At 70.4% G+C, this 19,755-nt stretch carries 17 protein-coding genes and 1 pseudogene; 9 read left to right on the forward strand and 9 right to left on the reverse strand.

Annotated features, from left to right (window positions below):
• Positions 1 to 92: 92 nt before the first annotated feature.
• From DDE18_RS23610 to DDE18_RS07825, 5 genes are all read right to left on the reverse strand, one after another.
• Complete coding sequence (locus DDE18_RS23610) at positions 93 to 2,504, reverse strand: aspartate ammonia-lyase (RefSeq protein WP_116571681.1); 2,412 nt, start codon at positions 2,502 to 2,504, stop codon at positions 93 to 95.
• Positions 2,504 to 3,931: an amino acid permease gene (locus tag DDE18_RS07810; RefSeq protein ID WP_116571682.1), complete on the reverse strand. Its 1,428-nt coding sequence runs from the start codon at positions 3,929 to 3,931 to the stop codon at positions 2,504 to 2,506. The genes DDE18_RS23610 and DDE18_RS07810 overlap by 1 nt, the downstream gene beginning before the upstream one ends.
• Positions 3,932 to 3,973: 42 nt before the next feature.
• Entirely contained in the window at positions 3,974 to 4,687 is a 714-nt protein-coding gene (locus DDE18_RS07815) for a FadR/GntR family transcriptional regulator (RefSeq protein ID WP_116571995.1), read from the reverse strand.
• A gap of 91 nt (positions 4,688 to 4,778) precedes the next feature.
• Complete coding sequence (locus DDE18_RS07820) at positions 4,779 to 5,072, reverse strand: NIPSNAP family protein (RefSeq protein WP_211754466.1); 294 nt, start codon at positions 5,070 to 5,072, stop codon at positions 4,779 to 4,781.
• Between the two features lie 135 nt (positions 5,073 to 5,207).
• Positions 5,208 to 6,473 carry an MFS transporter gene (locus tag DDE18_RS07825; protein WP_133241186.1) on the reverse strand — a complete coding sequence of 422 codons (1,266 nt, stop codon included), beginning with the start codon at positions 6,471 to 6,473 and terminating at the stop codon, positions 5,208 to 5,210.
• A 72-nt stretch (positions 6,474 to 6,545) separates the two neighbouring features.
• Between DDE18_RS07825 and DDE18_RS07830 the strand changes: the two genes are divergently transcribed.
• On the forward strand, positions 6,546 to 7,424 hold the full coding sequence (locus tag DDE18_RS07830; protein ID WP_116571684.1) for a LysR family transcriptional regulator: 879 nt from the start codon (positions 6,546 to 6,548) through the stop codon (positions 7,422 to 7,424).
• A gap of 175 nt (positions 7,425 to 7,599) precedes the next feature.
• Here the strand turns inward: DDE18_RS07830 and DDE18_RS07835 are convergent, their stop codons facing one another.
• Complete coding sequence (locus tag DDE18_RS07835) at positions 7,600 to 8,733, reverse strand: epoxide hydrolase family protein (RefSeq protein WP_116571685.1); 1,134 nt, start codon at positions 8,731 to 8,733, stop codon at positions 7,600 to 7,602.
• Positions 8,734 to 8,824: 91 nt separating this feature from the next.
• On the opposite strand from DDE18_RS07835, the gene DDE18_RS07840 reads away from it, so the two are divergent.
• Positions 8,825 to 9,775 (forward strand): helix-turn-helix transcriptional regulator, encoded by a 951-nt coding sequence (locus tag DDE18_RS07840; RefSeq protein ID WP_116571686.1) that lies wholly within the window; start codon positions 8,825 to 8,827, stop codon positions 9,773 to 9,775.
• Here the strand turns inward: DDE18_RS07840 and DDE18_RS07845 are convergent.
• A complete protein-coding gene (locus DDE18_RS07845) occupies positions 9,757 to 10,641 on the reverse strand; it encodes a helix-turn-helix domain-containing protein (protein ID WP_165821082.1) in 885 nt (294 codons plus the stop codon). The two genes, DDE18_RS07840 and DDE18_RS07845, sit on opposite strands and share 19 nt — an antisense overlap.
• 27 nt (positions 10,642 to 10,668) lie before the next feature.
• Between DDE18_RS07845 and DDE18_RS07850 the strand changes: the two genes are divergently transcribed.
• Positions 10,669 to 11,184 carry a VOC family protein gene (locus DDE18_RS07850; protein ID WP_116571998.1) on the forward strand — a complete coding sequence of 172 codons (516 nt, stop codon included), beginning with the start codon at positions 10,669 to 10,671 and terminating at the stop codon, positions 11,182 to 11,184.
• A gap of 502 nt (positions 11,185 to 11,686) precedes the next feature.
• Here DDE18_RS07850 and DDE18_RS07855 read toward each other — a convergent pair.
• On the reverse strand, positions 11,687 to 12,181 hold the full coding sequence (locus DDE18_RS07855) for a glutathione peroxidase (RefSeq protein ID WP_116571687.1): 495 nt from the start codon (positions 12,179 to 12,181) through the stop codon (positions 11,687 to 11,689).
• Positions 12,182 to 12,334: 153 nt separating this feature from the next.
• Between DDE18_RS07855 and DDE18_RS07860 the strand changes: the two genes are divergently transcribed.
• Positions 12,335 to 12,730, forward strand: a complete 396-nt coding sequence (locus DDE18_RS07860; RefSeq protein WP_116571688.1) for a hypothetical protein — start codon at positions 12,335 to 12,337, stop codon at positions 12,728 to 12,730.
• Between the two features lie 98 nt (positions 12,731 to 12,828).
• Here the strand turns inward: DDE18_RS07860 and DDE18_RS07865 are convergent, their stop codons facing one another.
• Positions 12,829 to 13,623 carry a cation diffusion facilitator family transporter gene (locus DDE18_RS07865; RefSeq protein WP_116571689.1) on the reverse strand — a complete coding sequence of 265 codons (795 nt, stop codon included), beginning with the start codon at positions 13,621 to 13,623 and terminating at the stop codon, positions 12,829 to 12,831.
• A gap of 354 nt (positions 13,624 to 13,977) precedes the next feature.
• On the opposite strand from DDE18_RS07865, the gene DDE18_RS07870 reads away from it, so the two are divergent.
• The 5 genes and pseudogenes from DDE18_RS07870 to DDE18_RS07890 all read left to right on the forward strand — a co-directional run bounded on the left by DDE18_RS07870 (position 13,978) and on the right by DDE18_RS07890 (position 19,748).
• Positions 13,978 to 16,983: an NAD-glutamate dehydrogenase domain-containing protein gene (locus DDE18_RS07870; RefSeq protein WP_342748917.1), complete on the forward strand. Its 3,006-nt coding sequence runs from the start codon at positions 13,978 to 13,980 to the stop codon at positions 16,981 to 16,983.
• Positions 16,984 to 17,035: 52 nt separating this feature from the next.
• Positions 17,036 to 17,635: pseudogene (locus DDE18_RS23965) on the forward strand (aminotransferase class I/II-fold pyridoxal phosphate-dependent enzyme); the annotation flags it as partial.
• Positions 17,636 to 17,699: 64 nt separating this feature from the next.
• A complete protein-coding gene (locus DDE18_RS23970; protein ID WP_281258358.1) occupies positions 17,700 to 18,218 on the forward strand; it encodes a PLP-dependent transferase in 519 nt (172 codons plus the stop codon).
• A 61-nt stretch (positions 18,219 to 18,279) separates the two neighbouring features.
• Complete coding sequence (locus tag DDE18_RS07885) at positions 18,280 to 19,008, forward strand: VIT1/CCC1 transporter family protein (protein WP_116571693.1); 729 nt, start codon at positions 18,280 to 18,282, stop codon at positions 19,006 to 19,008.
• Complete coding sequence (locus DDE18_RS07890; protein ID WP_116571694.1) at positions 19,005 to 19,748, forward strand: SDR family oxidoreductase; 744 nt, start codon at positions 19,005 to 19,007, stop codon at positions 19,746 to 19,748. The genes DDE18_RS07885 and DDE18_RS07890 overlap by 4 nt, the downstream gene beginning before the upstream one ends.
• Positions 19,749 to 19,755: the final 7 nt, after the last annotated feature.

The raw sequence follows: 19,755 nt of genomic DNA on the forward strand, positions 1-19,755 counted from the left end.
CCTCATGTACTGACCGTGCACTGACCGCGCCCGACATCGAGCTGCCGCTGTCGTTCAGGCCTCCGGTACCAGGAGCGGACGCCGGGAGCTTGTCAGCCCGCCTGCGAGCCGGGCCGGGCGAGCCGGTCCGGCTGGAGCAGCTCTGCGAGCCTCTCGGGCGGTATCAGTTTGCGCTCGAGGACGAGCTCGGCGACGCCGCGGCCGCTGGCGAGCGCCTCCTGCGCGATCCCCGTCGCGACGGCGTACCCGATGGCCGGGTTCAGGGCCGTCACCAAGCCGATCGAGTGCTCAACGAAGCCGCGGGTGACCTCCTCGTTGGCCGTGATGCCGGCGACGCACCGCTCAGCCAGCACCAGGCAGGCGGACCGGAGGTGGGTCACGCTCTTGGCCAGCGAGTGCAGGATGATCGGCTCGAATGCGTTCAACTGCAGCTGACCCGCCTCCGCGGCCATGGTGACGGTCACGTCGTTGCCGATGACCTCGAAGGCGACCTGGTTGACCATCTCCGGTATGACCGGGTTGATCTTTCCGGGCATGATCGACGAGCCCGCCTGCAACGGCGGCAGGTTGATCTCGTTGAAGCCAGCCCGCGGCCCCGACGACAGCAGTCGTAGGTCATTGCAGCTCTTGGAGAGCTTGACCGCCACCCGCTTGAGGACGCCGGAGAGATGCACGAAGGCTCCACAGTCCTGGGTCGCCTCCACCAGGTCGCCCGCGGTCGTCAGGGGCAGCCCGGTGATCTCGACGAGGTGCCGGCACACCGTCTCGGCGTAGCCCGGGGGCGTGTTGAGGCCGGTGCCGATCGCGGTGGCGCCGAGGTTGATCTCGTGCAGGAGCGCCACCGCTTCGTCGAGCCGCTGCCGGTCCTCGCCGAGCATGACGGCGTAGGTTCCGAACTCCTGGCCCAGCGTCATCGGCACGGCGTCCTGCAGCTGGGTGCGGCCCATCTTCACGATGTCGCGGAACTCCGTGGACTTCGCCGCGAAGGCCTGCTCGAGCACCGCCATCGCGTCCGACAGCTCGCGTACGGCGAGGATCGTGGCGATGTTGACCGCGGTGGGGTAGGCGTCGTTGGTCGACTGGCTGAGGTTGACGTGCTCGTTCGGGTGCAGCTCGGCGTAGTCGCCCTTCCGGCGACCGAGGAGCTCCAGCGCGCGGTTGGCGACGACTTCGTTGGCGTTCATGTTGGTCGAGGTGCCGGCGCCCCCCTGGATGACGTCGACCACGAACTCGTCGTGCAGGGCGCCTCCCCGGATCTCCCGGCAGGCGGCCGCGATCGCCTCGGCGAGGTCGGCGGGGAGCAGCCCGAGGTCGGCGTTGGCGCGCGCCGCCGCCTCCTTCACCGAGGCGAGTGCGTCGACGAGGTGCGGGTACGCCGAGATCGGCGTGCCGGTGATCGGGAAGTTTTCGCAGGCCCGGGCCGTGTGCACGCCCCAGTAGGCATCGGCCGGGACGCTCATCTCGCCCAGGAGGTCGTGCTCGATGCGGGTGCCCATGGTGGAACCTTTCGATGTGGAGGTCGGTGGTGCTGGTGCGGGTCGCGGGTCGGCAGCCAGCTCGGGGACGACGGCCGGCCCGTCGGTCTCCGTGGACGTGGACAGCGGCGCGAGCAGGGTTGGGTCGGCGCCGGCGCGTGCCAGGAGCGCGAGGGTGACCGGCAGCCGGGCCCGGTCGGCGCCGTCGGCGATCTTGACCGCGATCGCCGTGCCGTCGGCGAGGGCGGCGACCTGCACGCCCTCGAAGCCGTCCTTGGCGACCAGCCCGGGCACGGTGCGCATCAGCTCGGTGACGTCACGTCGGCTCCCACCCACCATCTCGGGATGCGTCCGCATGGCCCGGGCCACCCGGTGCTCGGCGGTGCCCTCGGGTGCGGCGGCCAGCCGTCCAGCCGCCCGGGCGAGGCCGCGGAGCGAGACCGCGAACAGTGGAGCGCCACAGCCGTCACGGGCGGTGTGCGCGATGCCCTCGCCGGTCAGATCCTCGATGGTCGCGGCGATCTCGCGTTGCAGCGGGTGGGCGGGGTCGAGGTAGTCGCCCAGTGTCCAGCCCCGTCGCACCGCGACATTCAGCATCGCCGAGTGCTTTCCCGAGCAGTTGTGCGCGAGTCGCCGAGCCGGAAGGCCGGCCGCGATCCAGGCTTCGCGCTCGACCACGTCCGACGGCCGATCGGGCGGGTTGCCGAGGTGGTCCTCGGTCAACCCGCACGCCTCGAGGATTCGCCGCGCCCCGTCGAGGTGGGTCGCCTCACCGGAGTGGCTGGCGGCCGCGAGCGCGAGCAGGTCGTCCGGCAGCGACAGTCCGAGCCGGACCATCGCCACGGCCTGCAAGGGCTTGGCCGTCGACCGGGGATAGCACGCCGTGTCGACGTCGCCGGCCTCGATCAGCGTCGAGCCGTCGGGGGAGAGCACGACGGCCGAGCCGTGGTGCACCCCCTCGACCATGCCGCCACGCCGGAGGTGGACGAGGGGAACGTGTGCGGGAGCTCGCAGTGGTGCAGGTGCCATCAGCTGATGTGCTCCAGGACCGACGTGTCGATCCGCCGCCGGACGGCGTACCAGCCGGCCACCATCGCCAGGATGATCAGGGGCATGGTCATCAGCGTGATCCGACCGACCTCGTCGAACGCCATCAGGACGACCACCGACGCCAGGAACGCCAGCGTCAGGATCTGGGTGTACGGCGACCACGGCAGCTGGTAGCCCGGCCGGGCCAGCTCGCCACGCTCGGCGCTGCGGACGAACAGCAGGTGGCTCAGGATGATGATGCCCCAGGTGGCGAGGATGCCGACCGAGGCGAAGTTGAGCACGATCTCGAAGGCCTCCGCGGGCACCAGGTAGTTCAGACCCACGCCGAGCACACACACGGCCGCGGTCAGCAGGATGCCGCCGTACGGCACCTGGTTGCGGTTCATCGCTGCGGTGAACCGGGGCGCGGAGCCGGCCATGGACATCGACCGCAGGATCCGGCCGGTGGAGTAGAGGCCGGAGTTCAGGCTCGACATGGCGGCGGTGAGCACCACGAGGTTCATGACGTGGCCGGCGGCCGGGACCCCGATGTTGGACAGCACGGTGACGAACGGGCTCTCACCAGCGGAGTACGACGTCCACGGCATCAGCATCGCCAGCAACACGACCGACCCGACGTAGAAGATCCCGATCCGCCACATGATCGTGTTGATCGCCCGGGGCATGACCTCACGCGGGTTCTCGGTCTCGCCTGCGGCGACGCCGACCAGCTCGATCGACGCGTAGGCGAAAACCACGCCCTGCATCACCAGGACCAGCGGCAATACACCCGCGGGCAAGAGCCCCCCGTGATCGGTGAGCAGCTGGGGGCCGGCGGAGCTGCCGCCGATCTCGTGCTGAGTGATCACCAGGACGATGCCGACCACCATGAACACCACGAGCGTGGCCACCTTGATCAGGGCGAACCAGAACTCCATCTCGCCGAAGAGCCGCACCGAGACCAGGTTGAGCGACAGGACGACCGCGAGCGCGATCAGCGCCAGCACCCACTGCGGCAGCGGTGCGAAGAACGACCAGTAGTGGGCGTACAGCGCGATCGCGGTGATGTCGGCGATGCCGGTGGTCGACCAGTTCAGAAAGTACATCCAGCCGGCGGTGTAGGCGCCCTTCTCGCCCATGAACTCGCGAGCGTAGGACACGAACGCGCCGGACGACGGGCGGTAGAGGATCAGCTCGCCCAGGGCACGCACCACGAAGAACGCGAACAGGCCGCACACGGCGTACGCGATGGCCAGGGCGGGCCCCGCGTCGGCGAGTCGTCCGCCGGCGCCGAGGAAGAGGCCGGTGCCGATGGCGCCGCCGATGGCGATCATGTTGATGTGGCGGGCCTTGAGCGACTTGCGGTATCCCTCGTCGCCGGCATCGGCGGTGGCCTGCCCGGTCCCGAGGACGGACTGTTCGGTCATCTGGGGGTTCTCCGTTTCTGGACGCCTGGTGGCGGCCGGTCTCTACTTCGTCTTGCTGTTCTTGCCGACGATGTCGACGAGGGTGTCGTCGACGTGCCCGAGGTGGGCGCCCATGGCGTCGCTGGCGGCGCCGGAGGAGCCGGAGGCGATGGCCTCCACGATCCGTCGGTGCTCCGTGTTCGAGGCGCTGCGCCGGTCGTTGCCGAGCTGGTTCACGAACGCCGACTGGGTCGCGATGGCCTCCCGGATCTCCTCGATGACCTTGCCGAAGACCGGGTTCCCCGAGGCCCGCGCGACGGCGATGTGGAACAGCGAGTCCAGAGCGACCCAGACCGTGTCGTCGGCCTCCTGTTCCATCCGCTCCAGCAGGTCGGTCAGGGCGTCCAGGTCCTCGGCGGTGTGGCGGCGGGCGGCGTAGCCCGCGGCCGGGACCTCGACGTGCCGGCGTACTTCGAGCAGGTCGCGAGCGGAGTAGGGCCCGAAGGTCGGGTTGGCGGCCGCCTGGGCGGACACCACGAAGGTCCCCTTGCCGGTGCGCGAGACGGTCATGCCCAGGGCCTGCAGCCCCCGCAGCGCCTCCCGGACGACCGACCGGCTGACCTCGTACTCCCTGCTGAGCGTCGCTTCGGACGGGAGCTTTTCGCCGACGGCGTACTCACCGCCCTCGATGGCCGTCCGGAGGTGAGCGAGCACGGCCTCCATGGCACTTACCCGGCGGATCACCTGTCCGCCTGTCTGCCTGTCTGACAGGTTCATGGCGACGACTGTGGTGTACGACACGTTCGAGTGTCAAGGCCTCGTCTCGGGTGCCAGCCGAACGGATCGCCGGCTCGTCGGGACGCAGACGTCACAGGACCCGCTCGACCGCGGTCGCCGCCGCGTCCTCGATCAGCTCGGCTGGGTCCGGGGTGAGCGACACGCGCTCCTGTGACGCGTAGTAGCGGTCGTTGGCCGCCGCGAAGCCGTCAGCGCCGGAGTAGCCGATCACCCAGAAGAAGCGGTCGTGCTCACGATCGACCCAGGCGCCGAGGATCCGGAACCCCGCCGCCTCGCGCAGTGGCACGACGCCGGCCAGCCATCCTGCGATCCAGTCGTCCATGTGGCCGTGCCGGATCCGGTAGTCGCGAACCTCTATCTCCACGCTGTTCAGGATCCACCTCGAGCGCGCCGGTGTGGGAGAGCGCTTCGTCAGCGTGCAGCTGATGAACGGCGCCTTCGCGGCGGAGGAGTCCACGTCGTCGATCAGGGCGCCGACTTTTCCTTCACCCCCGTTCGGTCAACAACTACCAGACGGCCCGCTCACCGAGTCGGCGCACTCCGGTCGAGGCGGAGCGTCCGCAGCCGGTTGTGTTCCTCGCGAGTCCTGTCGGCGTCGGGGCAAAAGGGTTCGTGCCGCAAGGACGACGGGCACGGCGATCAGGACCACCCCGGCGACATGCATGGTGTTCTCCGCGCCGAGGAGGGCGATCACTGCGCCGCCCGTGAGCATCCCCAGCGACGATCCGCCACTGCCGGCCACGTGCTGCGCCGCGAACGCCGTACGGCGATCTTCGCCGCTCGTGTGCTCGGTGATCGCCGCGTTCAGGGCGGCGAGCCCGAACGGGGTCACGAAGCCACCGACCGCGGAGACCAGGGCGAGGGCGAGCAGGGAGCTGTCGAGCCACGGCAGGGCCGTGAACGTGGCGCCCAGCACGATCCATCCGGTGACCATCGTCGGCACCTGTGGCAGGCGCGTCACCACCAGTGGGGCTGTGGCCGATCCGGCCAGCGACCCCATGCCGTACCCGGCCATCCCGGCCGCGATCAGCTGTCCCGGCCTGCCCGTCTCGGCGCCGAGGATGGCGAGGCCGAGCGCGAACGCGAACCACCAGAACCAGCCCACCGCCGCCATCGCGATCCCTTCGGCGACGACGGGATGGCCGCGTAGGACTTCCCGCGCCCGGCGTGGGACCGCACCAGCCGACCCCTGCCGTAGGGCGTACCGTCCGACCCCCGCCACGAGCGCCGCCGCCAGCAGCACGGCGACGGTGTCCGCCCACATGAGCGGCATCGCCCCGTGCTGCGTGACCACCCAGGCGGCGACCGGCGGGCCGGCCACCATGCTGATCCGGTGAGCGAGGTCCTGCCAGGCCAGGGCTCGAACCGCGACACCGGGTCCGATCCGGTCTCCGAGATCGGCGAGCATCGCGCGGGTCGCCGGACCGCCGACCGAGGTGGCTGCACCGACGATCAGGCCGCTGAGGCACAGGTGCACCACGGTGAGGGTGTCCAGCGTCGCTGCGACGGCCACGGTGACGTACCCGAGCGCCTGCACGCCGAGGACCGCCGCCAGAGCCGGTCCGGAGGTCAGCCGGTGGCGCAGCCGCGCCGCCCACCAGGGCGAGGTGAGGAGTGCGATGCCCGAGGACCCGGCGACCAGGCCAGTGGCCCACACCGAGCCCGTCTGCTGCAAGGCGATCAAGGGCAGTGCGACCTCGGTGAGTCGCAGGCCCATCCAGCTGACGAAGGTCGCCAGCAGGATGCGCAGCACGTCTCTCCTCACTCCACCAGAGTCGGACAGACGGGCCTGGTGCGGTAGCGAGCAGTTCCTGAGAGGGATTCATAGACTGTGCTTATGGCCTCATATCCAGAAGTGGGGGACCTTCGCCTGGTCGCCGCCATCGCCCGGCACGGGTCACTGGGCGCGGCGGCGAGAGAGCTGCTGGTCAGCCAGCCGTCAGCCAGTCAGCGCCTGGCCGCCCTCGAGAGACGGTGTGGCGCGCGGCTGTTCGACCGGGACAACACCGGAGCGCGCCCCACGGCCGCCGGCCAGGAGATGGTGGCCGAGGCGGGGCACATCCTCGGGCACCTGGAACGGGTCTTCGAGCGCAGCAGGGCGGCCGCCGAGTCCGAGACCATCACGGTGGGCACCATTCCCAGCCTCGCCATGCTGGTGTTCCCCGCCCTCCACGTCGCCCTGCCCCACCTGCGCACCAGCCAGGTCGTCGACCACGGCCCCCGGCTCGTCGATTGGGTGGCCGAGGGCTCGCTCGACGCGGCCTTCGTCGCGATCGCCGGTCAGATCGAGCTTCCGAAGGGCGTGACCGGCCAGGTGGTGGGGGTGGACCGGATCGGAGTCCTGGCGCCTGCCACCTGCGACCTGCGTTCCACCGACCGTCGGGAGTTCGCCGGCAGGACGGTCGTCACCTACACCACCGACTACTCGGGGGAGGAGCTCGACGGGCGCGTCGTGGCGCTGGGAGCCACGCCGTACAGGGCCGCGACGGCCGAGACCGCGGTGCGGCTGGGGCGCCTCCTGGGCCATCCGGTCGTCATGCCCCGGTCCCTGCTGCGGAGCTATCTCGCCGACACCGACCGCGAGCTCGTCACGCCACGGTTCGGCGGCCCGAGACTGTCCTTGGTGGCCCGGGTCCCGACCGCGCCGTACTGGAAGGACGCACTGCCCGTCGTCGGCAGGGAGATAGGACTGTCGGGGGTCTCTGCTCACTCCTGACCGGAGCGGGGCGGCGGGGGCGGCCTCCACGAGCCCGAGACGCCGGTGAGGGTCGGTCGGCGTCCTCGGCCAAGCACCGGGAAGTCGGGCGTGATCGCGAGACTCGATTTGCGATGTGAGTCGTGCCCCGTTGACGCCCCGGAAACGCCAGCGCGAGCCGTCTCATCGAAGCCGCTCAGCCCAGCCCGCCGAAGAACGCCCGGAGGTCGCCGACGAGCTCGTCGGGAGTCTCCATCGCGGGGAAGTGCAGGCCCTTCTCGTGCTCGACCCAGAACGCGCCCTCGGGCGCCGGCACCAGCTTGCGGACGGTCTCGTCCGCGCTGAAGACTGAGAACCCGAACGGCACCTGTGCCGGTGCACCCCAGTCCGAGGCGTGCGCCTGATCGAAGAGCACGTGCGCCGCGCCGGCGCCGGCCCCGGTGAACCAGTAGACGCTCGCGTGGGTGAGCACCAGCTCGGGTTCGATCGGCACGTCGGTCCACTCCTGGAACTTCTCCGCGATCCAGGCGAGCTGGAAGACCGGGGAGTCGGCGAGCGCGTACCCGATCGTCTGCGGCCGGGTCTGCTGGATCGCCAGGTAGCCCGACCCGTCGTGGGTGAACCGCTCCATCCGCTCCAGGATCAGCTTGTCGACCGGGTCGTCGGCGTCGAGCCGGTCGGCCATGCCGGGGATGAACGTCGCGGTGTTCGCGGCGGTCATCGGGTCAGTTACGACGTGCACGCCGATCACGTGCGTCTCGTCGTGTCCGGCGACCATCCCGGCGACGCCCGCCCCGATGTCGCCGCCGTGGACGCCGTACCGCTCGTAGCCGAGACGGCTCATCAGCTCCACGAGGGCGCCGCTCGTCCTGCCCATCGCCCAGCCGGGGCAGGACAGCGGCGTGGAGAAGCCGAATCCGGGCAGCGACGGCGCAACCACGTGGAAGGCCGGCCCGTGCGCCGGCTCGGTCAGCTCGCCGATCATCCGGGCGAACTCGACGAACGAGCTCGGGTAGCCGTGCAGGAGCAGCAACGGTTGGGCGTCGGCGCGGCTGGACCGCGCGTGCAGGAAGTGGACCCGCTGACCGTCGATGTCGGTGGTGAACTGAGGTAGCTCGTTGAGCGCAGCCTCCTGGGCGCGCCAGTCGTACGACGACCGCCACCGCTCGACGAGGTCGGCGAGCTCGGACGGGGGGATGCCGCGGCTCCGGTCCGCGGCGGCGAGGCCCTCGAGGCGGTCGGGCCAGCGGACCCGGTCGAGTCGGGCGCGCAGGTCGTCGAGGTCGGCCTGCGGGATCTCGATGCGGAAGGGTCGGATCGGGTCGGTCATCGGTGTCTCCTCGGTTGCCGGAACTGATTGCTCCGAAACTACGAACCAATGAGGAAGGGATTGTTCCTCGATTGCGCGGGATACTCGGGGAATGTTGGAGACCTCGGCCCGGCTGCTCCGCCTGCTCTCGCTGCTGCAGAGCCGCCGCGACTGGACCGGTCCGGAGCTCGCAGAGCGGCTCGGAGTCACCCCTCGCACGGTGCGCAAAGACGTCGGCCGGCTGCGGGAGCTCGGCTATCCGGTCGAGGCCCGGGTCGGGGTGGCCGGCGGCTACCGGCTGGGCGCCGGCGGGTCGCTGCCGCCGCTACTGCTGGACGACGAGGAGGCGGTGGCCGTGGCTGTCGGCCTGCGCACCGCGGCCGGTTCGGCGGTCGCCGGCATCGAGGACGCGTCGGTCCGGGCCATGATGAAGCTCCAGCAGGTGCTGCCGTCGCGGCTGCGGCACCGAACCCGGGCCTTCGCGGCAGCTGCACTGCAAACGCCTCCGCGCGGCCCGCTCGTCGACCCGGAGGTGCTCACGCTGTTCGCGAGCGCCTGCCGCGACCGGGAGGTCGTCCGGTTCGACTACGAGGCGCACGACGGGCGCAGTGCCCGGCGGCGTGCCGAGCCATACCGCCTGGTCAGCCACGGGCGTCGCTGGTACCTCGTCGCCTGGGACCTCGACCGCGACGACTGGCGCACCTTCCGCGTCGACCGGGCCCGACCCAGGACCCCGACCGGGCCGCGGTTCACGCCGCGTCCGGCGCCCTCCGACGAGGAGGTGATCGGGCAGGTCGAGAAGGCGGTCGGCGAGGGGATGTGGCACTTCCGCGCGCGGGTGGTCGTGCACGCGTCTGCTGAACACGTGCGCGCCCGGTTGCCGATCCCAGTGGACATCGAGGAGCTGGGGGAGGACCGGTGCGCGTTCCAGCCCGGCTCCGACGACCCCGACTCGCTCGCCCTCTGGCTGGGCTTCCTCGGCGCCGACTTCGAGGTCGAGTCACCGGAGCTGAAGGACGCGCTGCGCCGGCTCGCTGCCCGCCTTCACCGCGCCGCCGGCTGATCGCCGGCGTACCCGCTCGGCGGAACACCGACCAGGTCCCGGAAGTCCCGGGCGAAGTGTGCCTGGTCGAACCACCCCAGCCGCGCCGCGAGCTCGCTGAGGTCGCCCGCCCAGCCCTCGTCGAGCATCGCCTGCGCGTCGTGCAGCCGGAACCGCTGGAGCACCCACTTCGGCCCGACGCCGACGTACCTCCGGAACAGGCGCTGCAGCGTGCGCTGCCCGACGCCGTGGCGCTCGCAGACGGCTCGGACGCTGGTCAGGCCACGGTCGGCGAGCATGTCGGCGACCACCCCGAGCAGCCGCTCGTACGTCGGGTCGGGACCCGGTCGCCGCTCGAGCAGGAAGCCGTCCATCAGGCGGACCCGCTGGCGGTCGTCGTCGGCGGCCAGGATCCGCTCCCTCAGGTCGCCGGTGTCGAGCACGTCGGCGAGCGGCACGACGCGGTCGGTCCACACCGCCACGTCGTGGCCGGTGAACGCGCCGAAGCCGCCAGGCCGGAACTTGACCCCGAACACCCTCCCGGAGCCGGAGAGCTCGACCTCGAAGCGGCGGGTGACAACCCCGTGCAGCAGCGCCGCCGGCATCGCGATGCCGTGCCGCGGCCCGAGCCCGGACTCCACGGTGAGGTGCACCGCCGGATGGGTGAGCACCTGGGAGAGGTACGACGTTCGCCCCGGCAGCGACCACCGCACACACCAGTAGCGCTCCACCCACGGGTCGAGGTCGGGATGCGCTGCGGGCCGGTCGAGCGTGAAGTGCTGTAAGGCCTCGGCGGGCCGGAGCGGGCCCGCCTCGCTCGCGGTCGGCGGTCGCGGGAGGTCGGGCGGGAGGGTCCGCGGGACTGTCGCGTTCGTCCAAGCCGGCACGCCGCCAGCATAGGAAGACTCGCCGACATGACGAGCCAGACCAACAACGCGCCCAGCATCCAGCCCGCAGACCGGCCGACTGTCATTCCTCTCCCCGCCGGTTACACCACGCTGACGCCGTTCTTCTGCGTCGACGGTGCCGAGCGCGCCATCGCGTTCTACTGCGCCGTCCTCGGTGGTGAGGTCGTAACCCGCAACGACAACCCCGACGGCACTGTCGCGCACTGCGAGATCCAGCTCCCGGCCGGGCGGATGCAACTGTCCGACCCCGCGCCCGCCCATCATCTGGTGCCCGCGACCGGTGAGGACGACGTCAGCCGCTCGACCGTCGCGTACGTGCCTGACGTGGACGCGACCTACGAGCGCGCCGTCGCTCTCGGCGCCAAGGGGTACGGCGCCCCCGAGACCTTCGTGACCGGCGATCGGTTCGCCGCCCTGCTCGACCCGTGGGGTCACCGCTGGGCGGTCATGACCCGGGTCGAGGACGTTGCCCCGGAAGAGGCCAAGCGCCGCGTCGACGCCTGGCTCGCCGAGCAGCACTGACCAGCGGGGGAGCGATCAGGCGTACGGAGCCGGCTCGCTTCCGGCGGTGGCGAAGGAGGCGTCGGATGGAGTGGCCTCGCTCAGCGCGGGCGCTTGCGTCCTCGCTTCTTGGAGCTGCTGGACGCCTTGCGGTTGGCCTGCAGCGCGATGACGGGACACTCGGCGCACCGCGGGGTCGATCGGCAACAGCGGACTCGCTTCTTGTGAGCCATCAAGCCGGCTCGCAGTACTGGGCCCGAGCCGACACCGACCTGCGCAGCAACCGCAGTTCGCTGGGCCTCACGACCACGATGTCCTCGCCGAGGGCGATGGACAGGCCGTGATCCTTCGGCGGTCTCTGCACGGTGGTGCTTCTCCGCGCTGCTGACTCTGTTGTGGACACCAACGAAGTATAGACACATGAAGAGATGGTCATATGACGGCAGCGTTCACCGTCCCCTGCGACCAGAAGGCAAGCCCTCGCACGCCCGGGTGCGACTGCGGAGCCCGCCCGACTCGCGGGTCAGTCGGGGAGCACCGCCTCGATCGCCTCCCGAATCTGGGGCGCGTCCGGGGGCGTCTCGGAGTCGAACCGCCCGACGACCCGGCCGTCGGGCGCCACGAGGAACTTCTCGAAGTTCCAGCGCACCTCGCCGGCATACCCGCTCTCATCGCGGGCGTTCACCAGGGTTGTGAACAGGGGGCTGCGGCCCTTGCCGTTGACTTTGACCTTCTCCGTCATGGGGAAGGAGATGCCGTAGTTACGGGAACAGAACTGCTGGATCTGTGCCGCTGTGCCGGGCTCCTCGGCGCCGAACTGGTTGCACGGGACGCCGATGACCGTGAACCCTCGCGGGCCGAGCTCACGGTGCAGCGCCTCGAGGTGCTCGTACTGAGAGGTGTACCCGCACTTGCTGGCCACATTGACCACCAGCGCGGCCGCGCCGTTGGTGAGCTCGCCGAACGTGGTCGGCTCTCCTGCCAGCGTGGTCAGTCGCGTTTCAAGGATGTTGCCCATGGCCTGATCCTCCCGTATCGCTCCAGGGTCGCGGACTCAGAGCCGCGTCGGCGGTAAGTGAAGCTCTCGTCCAATATCGAGTCAACTGTTGACAATCAACAGGCGCCCTGGTTAGGTTGAAGCGCGAGCTGGGAGAGAGTGCCAGGAGGCATCATGAGCGAACCCACGACGATCAGGCGTCCGGCCCCTCCGCGGCCCGCCGCTGCTGGGCCGGCGCGCGAGTGGCTGGCTGTTGACATCGGCGACGGCGAGACCTTGTCGGCGGCTGACCTGCTGCGGCTGCTCGACCGGATGCGCCAGGAGCTGTCCCGCAACCTCGTCGGCAGCCCCGGCGCTTTTGTCGGCTACGACAGCCTGACCGTTCCGCAGAGCACGGTCGCGGGGCCGGGTCGGGTGCTCGTGGAGGCCCGGTTGATGGGCTGGTCCGAGCATCTCCATGACGTCGAGTACCGCGCCGTGTCGGTCCCATCGGGGGCGGAGCGTCCGGCGGCGACCGACCCGCTCCTGGTGCGTGGAACCGGGCGCACCCTCCACCTCGAATGCTCATAGTCGTGCAAGGCCCACGCTTCTACGCGTAGGCATCACCGGAGGCGCAAGGGCCCTGATCCTGCCGGATCAGGGCCCTTGCGTTGTCCGTGGCGTGAACGTCAGTCCACGCAGCAGCCGTCCGCGCACGGCCCGTCGCCCCGACCGCGATCCTCGGCACCGCCATGGCCCGTGCTTGCGATGGGGGAGCAGCACCCCTCCCCGCGCCAGGCCTCGAGGCCTTCCCGGGCGGCGACCGCGGCGATGACCAGGCCGGCGACCGGGTCGGCCCAGCCCCAGCCCAGGGTGGCGTTGAGCACCAACCCGGCCAGCAGGACCGCTGAGAGGTAGCTGCAGAGCAGGGTTTGCGTGCCATCGGCCACAACGGCGTTGGAGCCCAAGGCCCTGCCGGTGCGCCGCTGCGCCCAGGACAGGAACGGCATGACGAGCAGCGAGGCGATGGCCAGGGCGATCCCGACCGGCGAGCTTTCGGGCTCGCTGCCGCCGATCAGGGCGCGCAGTGACTCGAACGTCACATACGCGGCGAGGGCGAAGAACGACCCGGCAAGCATCCTGAGGGCTATGTGTTCGCGACTCTCTGGAAGGCGGGCGCGGAACTGCCAGAGAATGATGAGCCCACTCGAGACCTCGACCACAGAGTCGAGGCCGAATCCGACCAGCGCGACCGAGCCGGCGACCACGCCGGCAGTGATGGCGATGGCCGCCTCGATCATGTTGTAGGTCACCGATGCGGCGGCGAGCAGTTGCGCCCGTCGGCTGAGTCGCCGGCGCTTCGCCGAGTCGGTGATCCAGGCGCTGACGGGGGGCGGGGAGGTCTGGAGCGACCGGGTTTGGGCGGTTTGGCGCTCGCCCAGGCTGGCGCGTCCGCTCCCGGCTGAGCGGGGTGTCACCGGCATGAATGGAGCCTAGGATGGCGCTTGTCAACAGTCAACAGTCTTCGATATCGTCTTACCCATGACCCTCGCGGCTGGCTTCGACTTCCAGCGTTCCCATGACATGCAGGCAGCGCACCGGACCCCCGCAGGGCGCACCACCCCCGGTTCGGCCACCAGGGGTCGGCGGTGAACACGTCCCAGGGTCTCGACGCCGCTCACGAGTCCGACCTAGCCTTCTCGCGGAGGCGCGTCATGACTGTGACCGAGGAGAAGGCAGCACCTTCAGCGCCACGCGTGGCGTGGGAGGCGGATGCGGACGGGTCCTGGCTCAGGTGCAGGATCACGTGGCCGGAGGACAGGCCGCCCCTCTCCCGAGTGCTCCCCATCTTCGAGCAGCTCGGGCTCGAGCTGACCGACCACCGCCCCGAGGAGTCCGCGGACACCTTCGTGTTCTCCGAGGTCGAGGACCCGGGCGTCGAGGAGATGCTGCCGCTGCTGGCAGAGGCGTTCAGCGCCGCCTGGAAGGGGGTGGTCGACCGGGACGAGTTCGCGGCGCTGGTGATCGACGCCCACCTGAACCCCAGGCAGGTCCAGCTCGTGCGTGCCGCATACCAGTACCTGCGCCAGGCAGGCCTCGGCGCCAGCATGTCGTACGTACGCGGAATCCTGTCGAGCCACCGGGACTTCATCCGTCACTGGGTGGAGCTGTTCGAGCAGCGATTCGACCCGGCTGGTGGCACGTCGGTGGCCAACAAGCTCGCGACGTACGCCGATGCGGCGACGACGAGAGATGAGTTCCGGGTCCTCGACTGGTACGCGGGGTTCCTCGACGCCGTCAAGCGCACGAACCTCTTCCGCACCGATGAGATGGGGCGGCCTCCGACCACGATCGTGCTCAAGCTCGACCCGGCCCGGCTGCCGTTCCCGACTGATCCGGCCGTCCGCGTGGAGAGCTTCGTGCACCATCCGGACGTCGAAGGGCTGCATGTGCGCTACGGGGCGGTCGCGCGCGGAGGCCTCCGCTGGTCGGACCGCGTCGAGGACTACCGCGACGAGGTGCTCGCGCTGGCCAAGGCCCAACAGGTCAAGAACTCGCTGATCGTTCCAGCTGGAGCCAAGGGTGCGTTCGTGGTGAAGGCGTCCCTGGCCGGGCTTGCGCCGGATGCGGCGGCAGCCGAGGTGCGTCGTTGCTACCGGCTGTTCGTGCGCGGCCTTCTCGACGTGACCGACACGGTCGGCGACGAGGGAGTGAGCTCGCCGACGGGTGTGGTGGCCACCGATGACCCGGACCCCTACCTGGTGGTGGCAGCTGACAAGGGCACGGCCGCCTTCTCGGACCTCGCGAACGAGGAGTCCGCCGACGCGGCCTTCTGGCTGGACGACGCGTTCGCCTCCGGTGGGTCCACCGGCTTCGACCACAAGCAGCTGGCTGTGACCGCCCGCGGGGCCTGGGTAGCGGTGCGGCGACACTTCACCGAGCTGGGCATCGACCCGCAGCGTGACGAGATCACCGTCGCGGGCATCGGCGACATGTCCGGAGACGTCTTCGGAAACGGCATGCTGCTCTCGGACAGGCTCCGGCTCGTCGCCGCCTTCGACCACCGGCACATCTTCCTCGACCCTTCACCCGATCCGAGGACGTCGTTCGCCGAGCGCGCGAGGCTCGCTGCCCTGCCGCGGTCCTCGTGGGCCGACTACGACCCCGCGCTGATCTCTCCGGGCGGCGGCGTCTTTCCACGTTCCGGCCGGGCAGTCCCGTTGTCGGCCCAGGTGCGGGCCGTCCTCGACATCGATGCCGAGGTCCTGTCCGCCGACGAGCTGGTCCAGGCGGTCCTGAGGGCGCCGGTCGACCTTCTGTGGAACGGCGGCATCGGCACGTATGTGCGAGCCTCGCACGAGTCGGACGCCGAGGTGTCCGATCGAGGCAACGATCGGGTCCGCGTCACGGCCGACCGATTGCGTTGCCGGGTCATCGGTGAAGGCGGCAACCTGGGCCTGACGCAGGCCGCCCGGATCGAGTTCTCCCTTGCCGGAGGACGTGTCAACGCCGACTTCATCGACAACGTCGCGGGTGTGAACACCTCCGACCGTGAGGTCAATCTCAAGATCCTCCTGAGGTCTGCGGAACAGGCGGGCCTCATCGACCGGGCGCAGCGCAACCGGCTCCTCGAGGCCTGCAGCGGTGACGTCGTCGGCGCGGTCCTGGCCGACAGCGAGCGGCAAACGCTCGCGCTCAGCGTCGCTGAGGCGTACGGCGTGACGGTGCTCGACCGGCACGACCAGGTCATCCGCAACCTCGAGCAGCACGGACTCCTCCGCTCTCGTGAGCACCTTCCCGAGCCCGAGGAGATCGAGCGTCGGCGCGCGGCAGGTCAAGGGCTGACGCGACCGGAGATCGCGGTCGTGCTCGCCCACGCCAAGAACCTCGTGCACGAGCTGCTGCTGGCGGGTGACGTGCCCGATGACCCCGGCGTGTCGAACACCCTGGCCGGCTACTTCCCGGCGTCCCTGCAGGAGATGTACGCCGATCAGCTGTCCGCCCACCGGCTGGGCCGCGAGATCATCGCCACGCGACTTGCCAACGACCTGATCGACCGAGTCGGCCCCGGCTTCATCTACCGCGTCGAAGACCGCACCGGTGCCCACACCGACGAAGCGATCCGGTCGATCCTGGTGGTCCAGCGTCTGCTCGGGCTGGACGAGCTGTGGGACGGTCTCGCGCCCTTCCCTGTTGCCGCGACGGTTCCCCTCCGACAGGCGCTCGAGCGAGCCCTCGAGCACAACGTGGTGTGGCTGGTCCGCCGCAAGAGCAAGCTGGGACCGGTCGACGCCGAGGTGGCGGTGTTCGAGCCTGCGGTCGCCCGCCTGCGGGGGGCCATGGCTGCCCGACCTCCGATGGCGGACGGGTCGCCGTTGGAGGGGAGCCTCTCGACCCTGGCCGGCCTGGGTGCTTCGACCGACCTGCTGACAGCCTGTGGCGCGGTGGCGCGGATGCAGGATGCGCTGGCCCTGGCCGCGGCCGCGGCCGACAGCGGCCACGACGTCATCGCCCTGGAGGAGGTCTACGCCAGGATCGGCGAGACCCTGGGCCTCTCCTGGCTCTACGCCACCATGCCGATCACGTCGGCGGACCCCCACTGGGTGCAGCTGGCCAAGGCGGCGCTCCGCGACGAGGTGGCCGCGCTCACCACGACGATCGCCACGGACGTGATCGCGGTCGGGGGTCTTGCACGGTGGACGCGCGAGAACAACGACGCGTTGGCCCGGGCCCGCGCGGCGTACGCCGGCCTGGCTGGCAGCACGGAGGTGGACGTGGCGATGCTCACCGTCGGCGTGCAGATCCTCAGGGACCTGTGCCACGCGGTCGGCGCCGACGGCTGAGCGCCGCGGTGCCTCTCGTGAACTACTCCCGGAACCCGAACGAGGATTCGCCATGACCCAGGGCCGCCCTGACCAGTCCCACAGGTTCACCCCCCGGACCCGCCCGGTGGTGCCGCCCATCCACCACTCGGTCACGTACTTCCTGGACGACGAGGCCTACAAGGACGTCCAGGCCGGCGGTCTCGACGAGATCTGGTACGGACGGTTCCGGAACCCGACCGTCGACGTCGCCGCGGAGGTGATCCGGGACCTCGAAGGCGCCGAGGCGGCGTTCATGACGGCCTCGGGCATGGGAGCCATCGCCACCACCCTGCTCACGCTGCTGCGCGCAGGCGACCGCATCGTGGCCGCACGGCAGGTCTACGGCGACACCCGGGACCTGCTCGTGCGTGACCTCCCGGCCTGGGGCTTCGACGTCGTCCAGGTGGACGCCATGGACCTGGACGCCTGGCGCCAGGCGGTGAACGAGGGGTCGACCCGTGTCCTGTACGTCGAGACGCTGGCCAACCCGCAGCTGGACCTGGCCGACCTGCCGGCACTCGCCGACATCGCCCACGCGGCTGGCGCCCTCCTCGTCGTCGACAACACCTTCGCCACGCCCTACAGCGTCCAGCCGCTCTCCCTGGGCGCAGACGTCGTCGTGCACTCGGCAACCAAGTTCCTCAACGGGGCACTCGGACGTGATCGCCGGTGTCGTGGCCGGGAGCTTCGACCACGTGCGGGAGGTCCAGCGGAGGGTGATCACCCTCGGGACCTGCCTGGATCCGCACGCGGCGTACCTCGTCTGGCGCGGCCTGCAGACCTTCGAGCTGCGGCTCTCCCGGGCCAACGCGACCGCACGGGAGCTGGCGCTGGCGCTGGCGCAGCGCGACGACGTGCTTCGCGTCCGACACCCGTCCCTTCCGGGGTACGAACGGGCGGAGGTCGCCGAGCGCGTTCTCCGCCGTGACGCCGATCAGCTCCGCTCCGGGGCCATGGTGTCGTTCACCGTGGCCGGTGGTGACGAGCGCGCGTTGAGGGTCATGCGGAGGCTGGAGATCGGATGCGAGGCGACCAGCCTCGGGGGAGTGGAGACCCTGGTGAGCACGCCGTTCAACTCCTCACACTTCTCACTCACCCCGGCCGAGCGCAGGGCTGCGCGCATCGACGACGGGATGATCCGGGTCTCGTGCGGCGTCGAACCCGTCGACGCCCTGGTCGAGGACTTCCGGCGCGCGCTGGACGCTACCGCCTGACGCTTTAGGGAAGGCTCGCCTTGATTGTCAACAGTAAACAAGGCACCCTACCCTAGGGCGCATGACTAACCCAACCCTCATCCCCTCCGGACCCGCCGAGGTGGGTCACACCCATGCCGACGTCTCCGGTGGCGCGCTCCGTGCTTCGGTCTTCGGAGCCATGGACGGCCTGGTCACCAACATCGCGCTCGTTGCGGGCGTCGGGGCAGCCGGTGCCGCCCCTCGCTACATCGTGCTGACCGGGCTCGCCGGTCTGGTGGCCGGCGCGTTCTCGATGGCGATGGGGGAGTACACCTCTGTCCGCACCCAGAACGAGCAGGTGGACCGGGAGTGGGCGAAGGAGTCGGCCGAGATCGGCGCGAACGCCGCGGCGGAAGAGCGTGAGCTGGCCGCGATGTTCGCGAACATGGGCATGACCGAGGCCACCGCAGCGCAGGCGGCGCGCGACATCCACGGTGACCCCGAGCAGGCGGCGCTGGTGCACGTCACGCAGGAGCTCGGCCTGGACCCCCGCGACAAGCCGTCGCCACGTGTCGCGGCGATCTCCTCGTTCGTGACCTTCTCCCTCGGCGCGGTCGTGCCGCTGCTGCCCTTCCTGCTCGGCTTCACCTCCCTTGCGGCCGGCCTTCTCGTGGGCGGCCTCGGCCTGTTCATCGCCGGCGGGCTCGCGTCCCTGGCGACCGTGATGCCCTGGTGGCTCAGCGGCCTGCGCCAGCTCGCATTCGGGGCGCTGGCCGCCAGTGCGACGTACGCCGTCGGGATGCTCCTGGGCGTGGGCGTCCCCGGATGACCTCGTCGGGACGAGAGTGGGACACGGAGGGCCAGGAGAAGCGTGTCGCCCTGGTCACCGGCGGCAACCGGGGCATCGGGCTGGAGATCGGCAGTCAGCTCTCGCGGCTCGGCTACCGCGTCGTGCTGACCGCGCGAGACGGTCGGCGAGCCGACGAGGCGGCCGAGACGCTGGACGGCTGGGCGAGCGGCGACGTGGCCGGTGTGTCGATGGACGTCACGGACGATGAGTCCGTGCGGGCAGGCTTCGAGCAGGCGGTCAAGCTCTTCGGCGCGGTCGACGTGCTCGTCAACAACGCAGGGATCGCCATCGACGGCCCGGAGCACCGAGCGTCGGCGCCGGACCTGGACAAGGTCCACAAGACGCTGGAGACCAATCTGTTCGGCGCCTGGCGTTGTGCCCGCGAGGCGATCCCCCTGATGCGGGGCCGCGGCTACGGCCGCATCGTGAACCTGTCGAGCACGATGGCCTCGCTCGAGCTGACCGGGACCCCTAGCTCGCCCGCCTACCGCATCTCCAAGGCCGGGTTGAACATGCTCACCAAGGTGCTCGCCGCAGAGCTGCAGTATGACGGGATCCTCGTCAACGCCGCGTCCCCGGGATACACCCGCACGGACATGAGCCCGGACGCGGAGCGCCCGGTCGAGGAAGGCGCGGACACCCCTGTGTGGCTCGCGACCCTGCCCGACGACGGCCCGACGGGCGGGTTCTTCTTCGACCGCAAGCGGCTCTCATGGTAGCGGTTAA

Origin of the sequence: Nocardioides gansuensis (genome assembly GCF_003076135.1) — a bacterium.
Taxonomy (GTDB): Bacteria; Actinomycetota; Actinomycetes; order Propionibacteriales; family Nocardioidaceae; genus Nocardioides; species Nocardioides gansuensis.

What these genes read in the sequence shown, in the direction of transcription:
- DDE18_RS07835 (WP_116571685.1), bottom strand. Translation starts at nt 8,733, where the DNA reads ATGACCGACCCGATCCGACCCTTCCGCATCGAGATCCCGCAGGCCGAC.
- DDE18_RS23610 (WP_116571681.1), bottom strand. Translation starts at nt 2,504, where the DNA reads ATGGCACCTGCACCACTGCGAGCTCCCGCACACGTTCCCCTCGTCCAC.
- DDE18_RS07815 (WP_116571995.1), bottom strand. Translation starts at nt 4,687, where the DNA reads ATGAACCTGTCAGACAGGCAGACAGGCGGACAGGTGATCCGCCGGGTA.
- DDE18_RS07840 (WP_116571686.1), top strand. Translation starts at nt 8,825, where the DNA reads ATGTTGGAGACCTCGGCCCGGCTGCTCCGCCTGCTCTCGCTGCTGCAG.
- DDE18_RS07865 (WP_116571689.1), bottom strand. Translation starts at nt 13,623, where the DNA reads ATGCCGGTGACACCCCGCTCAGCCGGGAGCGGACGCGCCAGCCTGGGC.
- DDE18_RS07830 (WP_116571684.1), top strand. Translation starts at nt 6,546, where the DNA reads ATGGCCTCATATCCAGAAGTGGGGGACCTTCGCCTGGTCGCCGCCATC.
- DDE18_RS07860 (WP_116571688.1), top strand. Translation starts at nt 12,335, where the DNA reads ATGAGCGAACCCACGACGATCAGGCGTCCGGCCCCTCCGCGGCCCGCC.
- DDE18_RS07855 (WP_116571687.1), bottom strand. Translation starts at nt 12,181, where the DNA reads ATGGGCAACATCCTTGAAACGCGACTGACCACGCTGGCAGGAGAGCCG.
- DDE18_RS07810 (WP_116571682.1), bottom strand. Translation starts at nt 3,931, where the DNA reads ATGACCGAACAGTCCGTCCTCGGGACCGGGCAGGCCACCGCCGATGCC.
- DDE18_RS07885 (WP_116571693.1), top strand. Translation starts at nt 18,280, where the DNA reads ATGACTAACCCAACCCTCATCCCCTCCGGACCCGCCGAGGTGGGTCAC.
- DDE18_RS07890 (WP_116571694.1), top strand. Translation starts at nt 19,005, where the DNA reads ATGACCTCGTCGGGACGAGAGTGGGACACGGAGGGCCAGGAGAAGCGT.
- DDE18_RS07850 (WP_116571998.1), top strand. Translation starts at nt 10,669, where the DNA reads ATGACGAGCCAGACCAACAACGCGCCCAGCATCCAGCCCGCAGACCGG.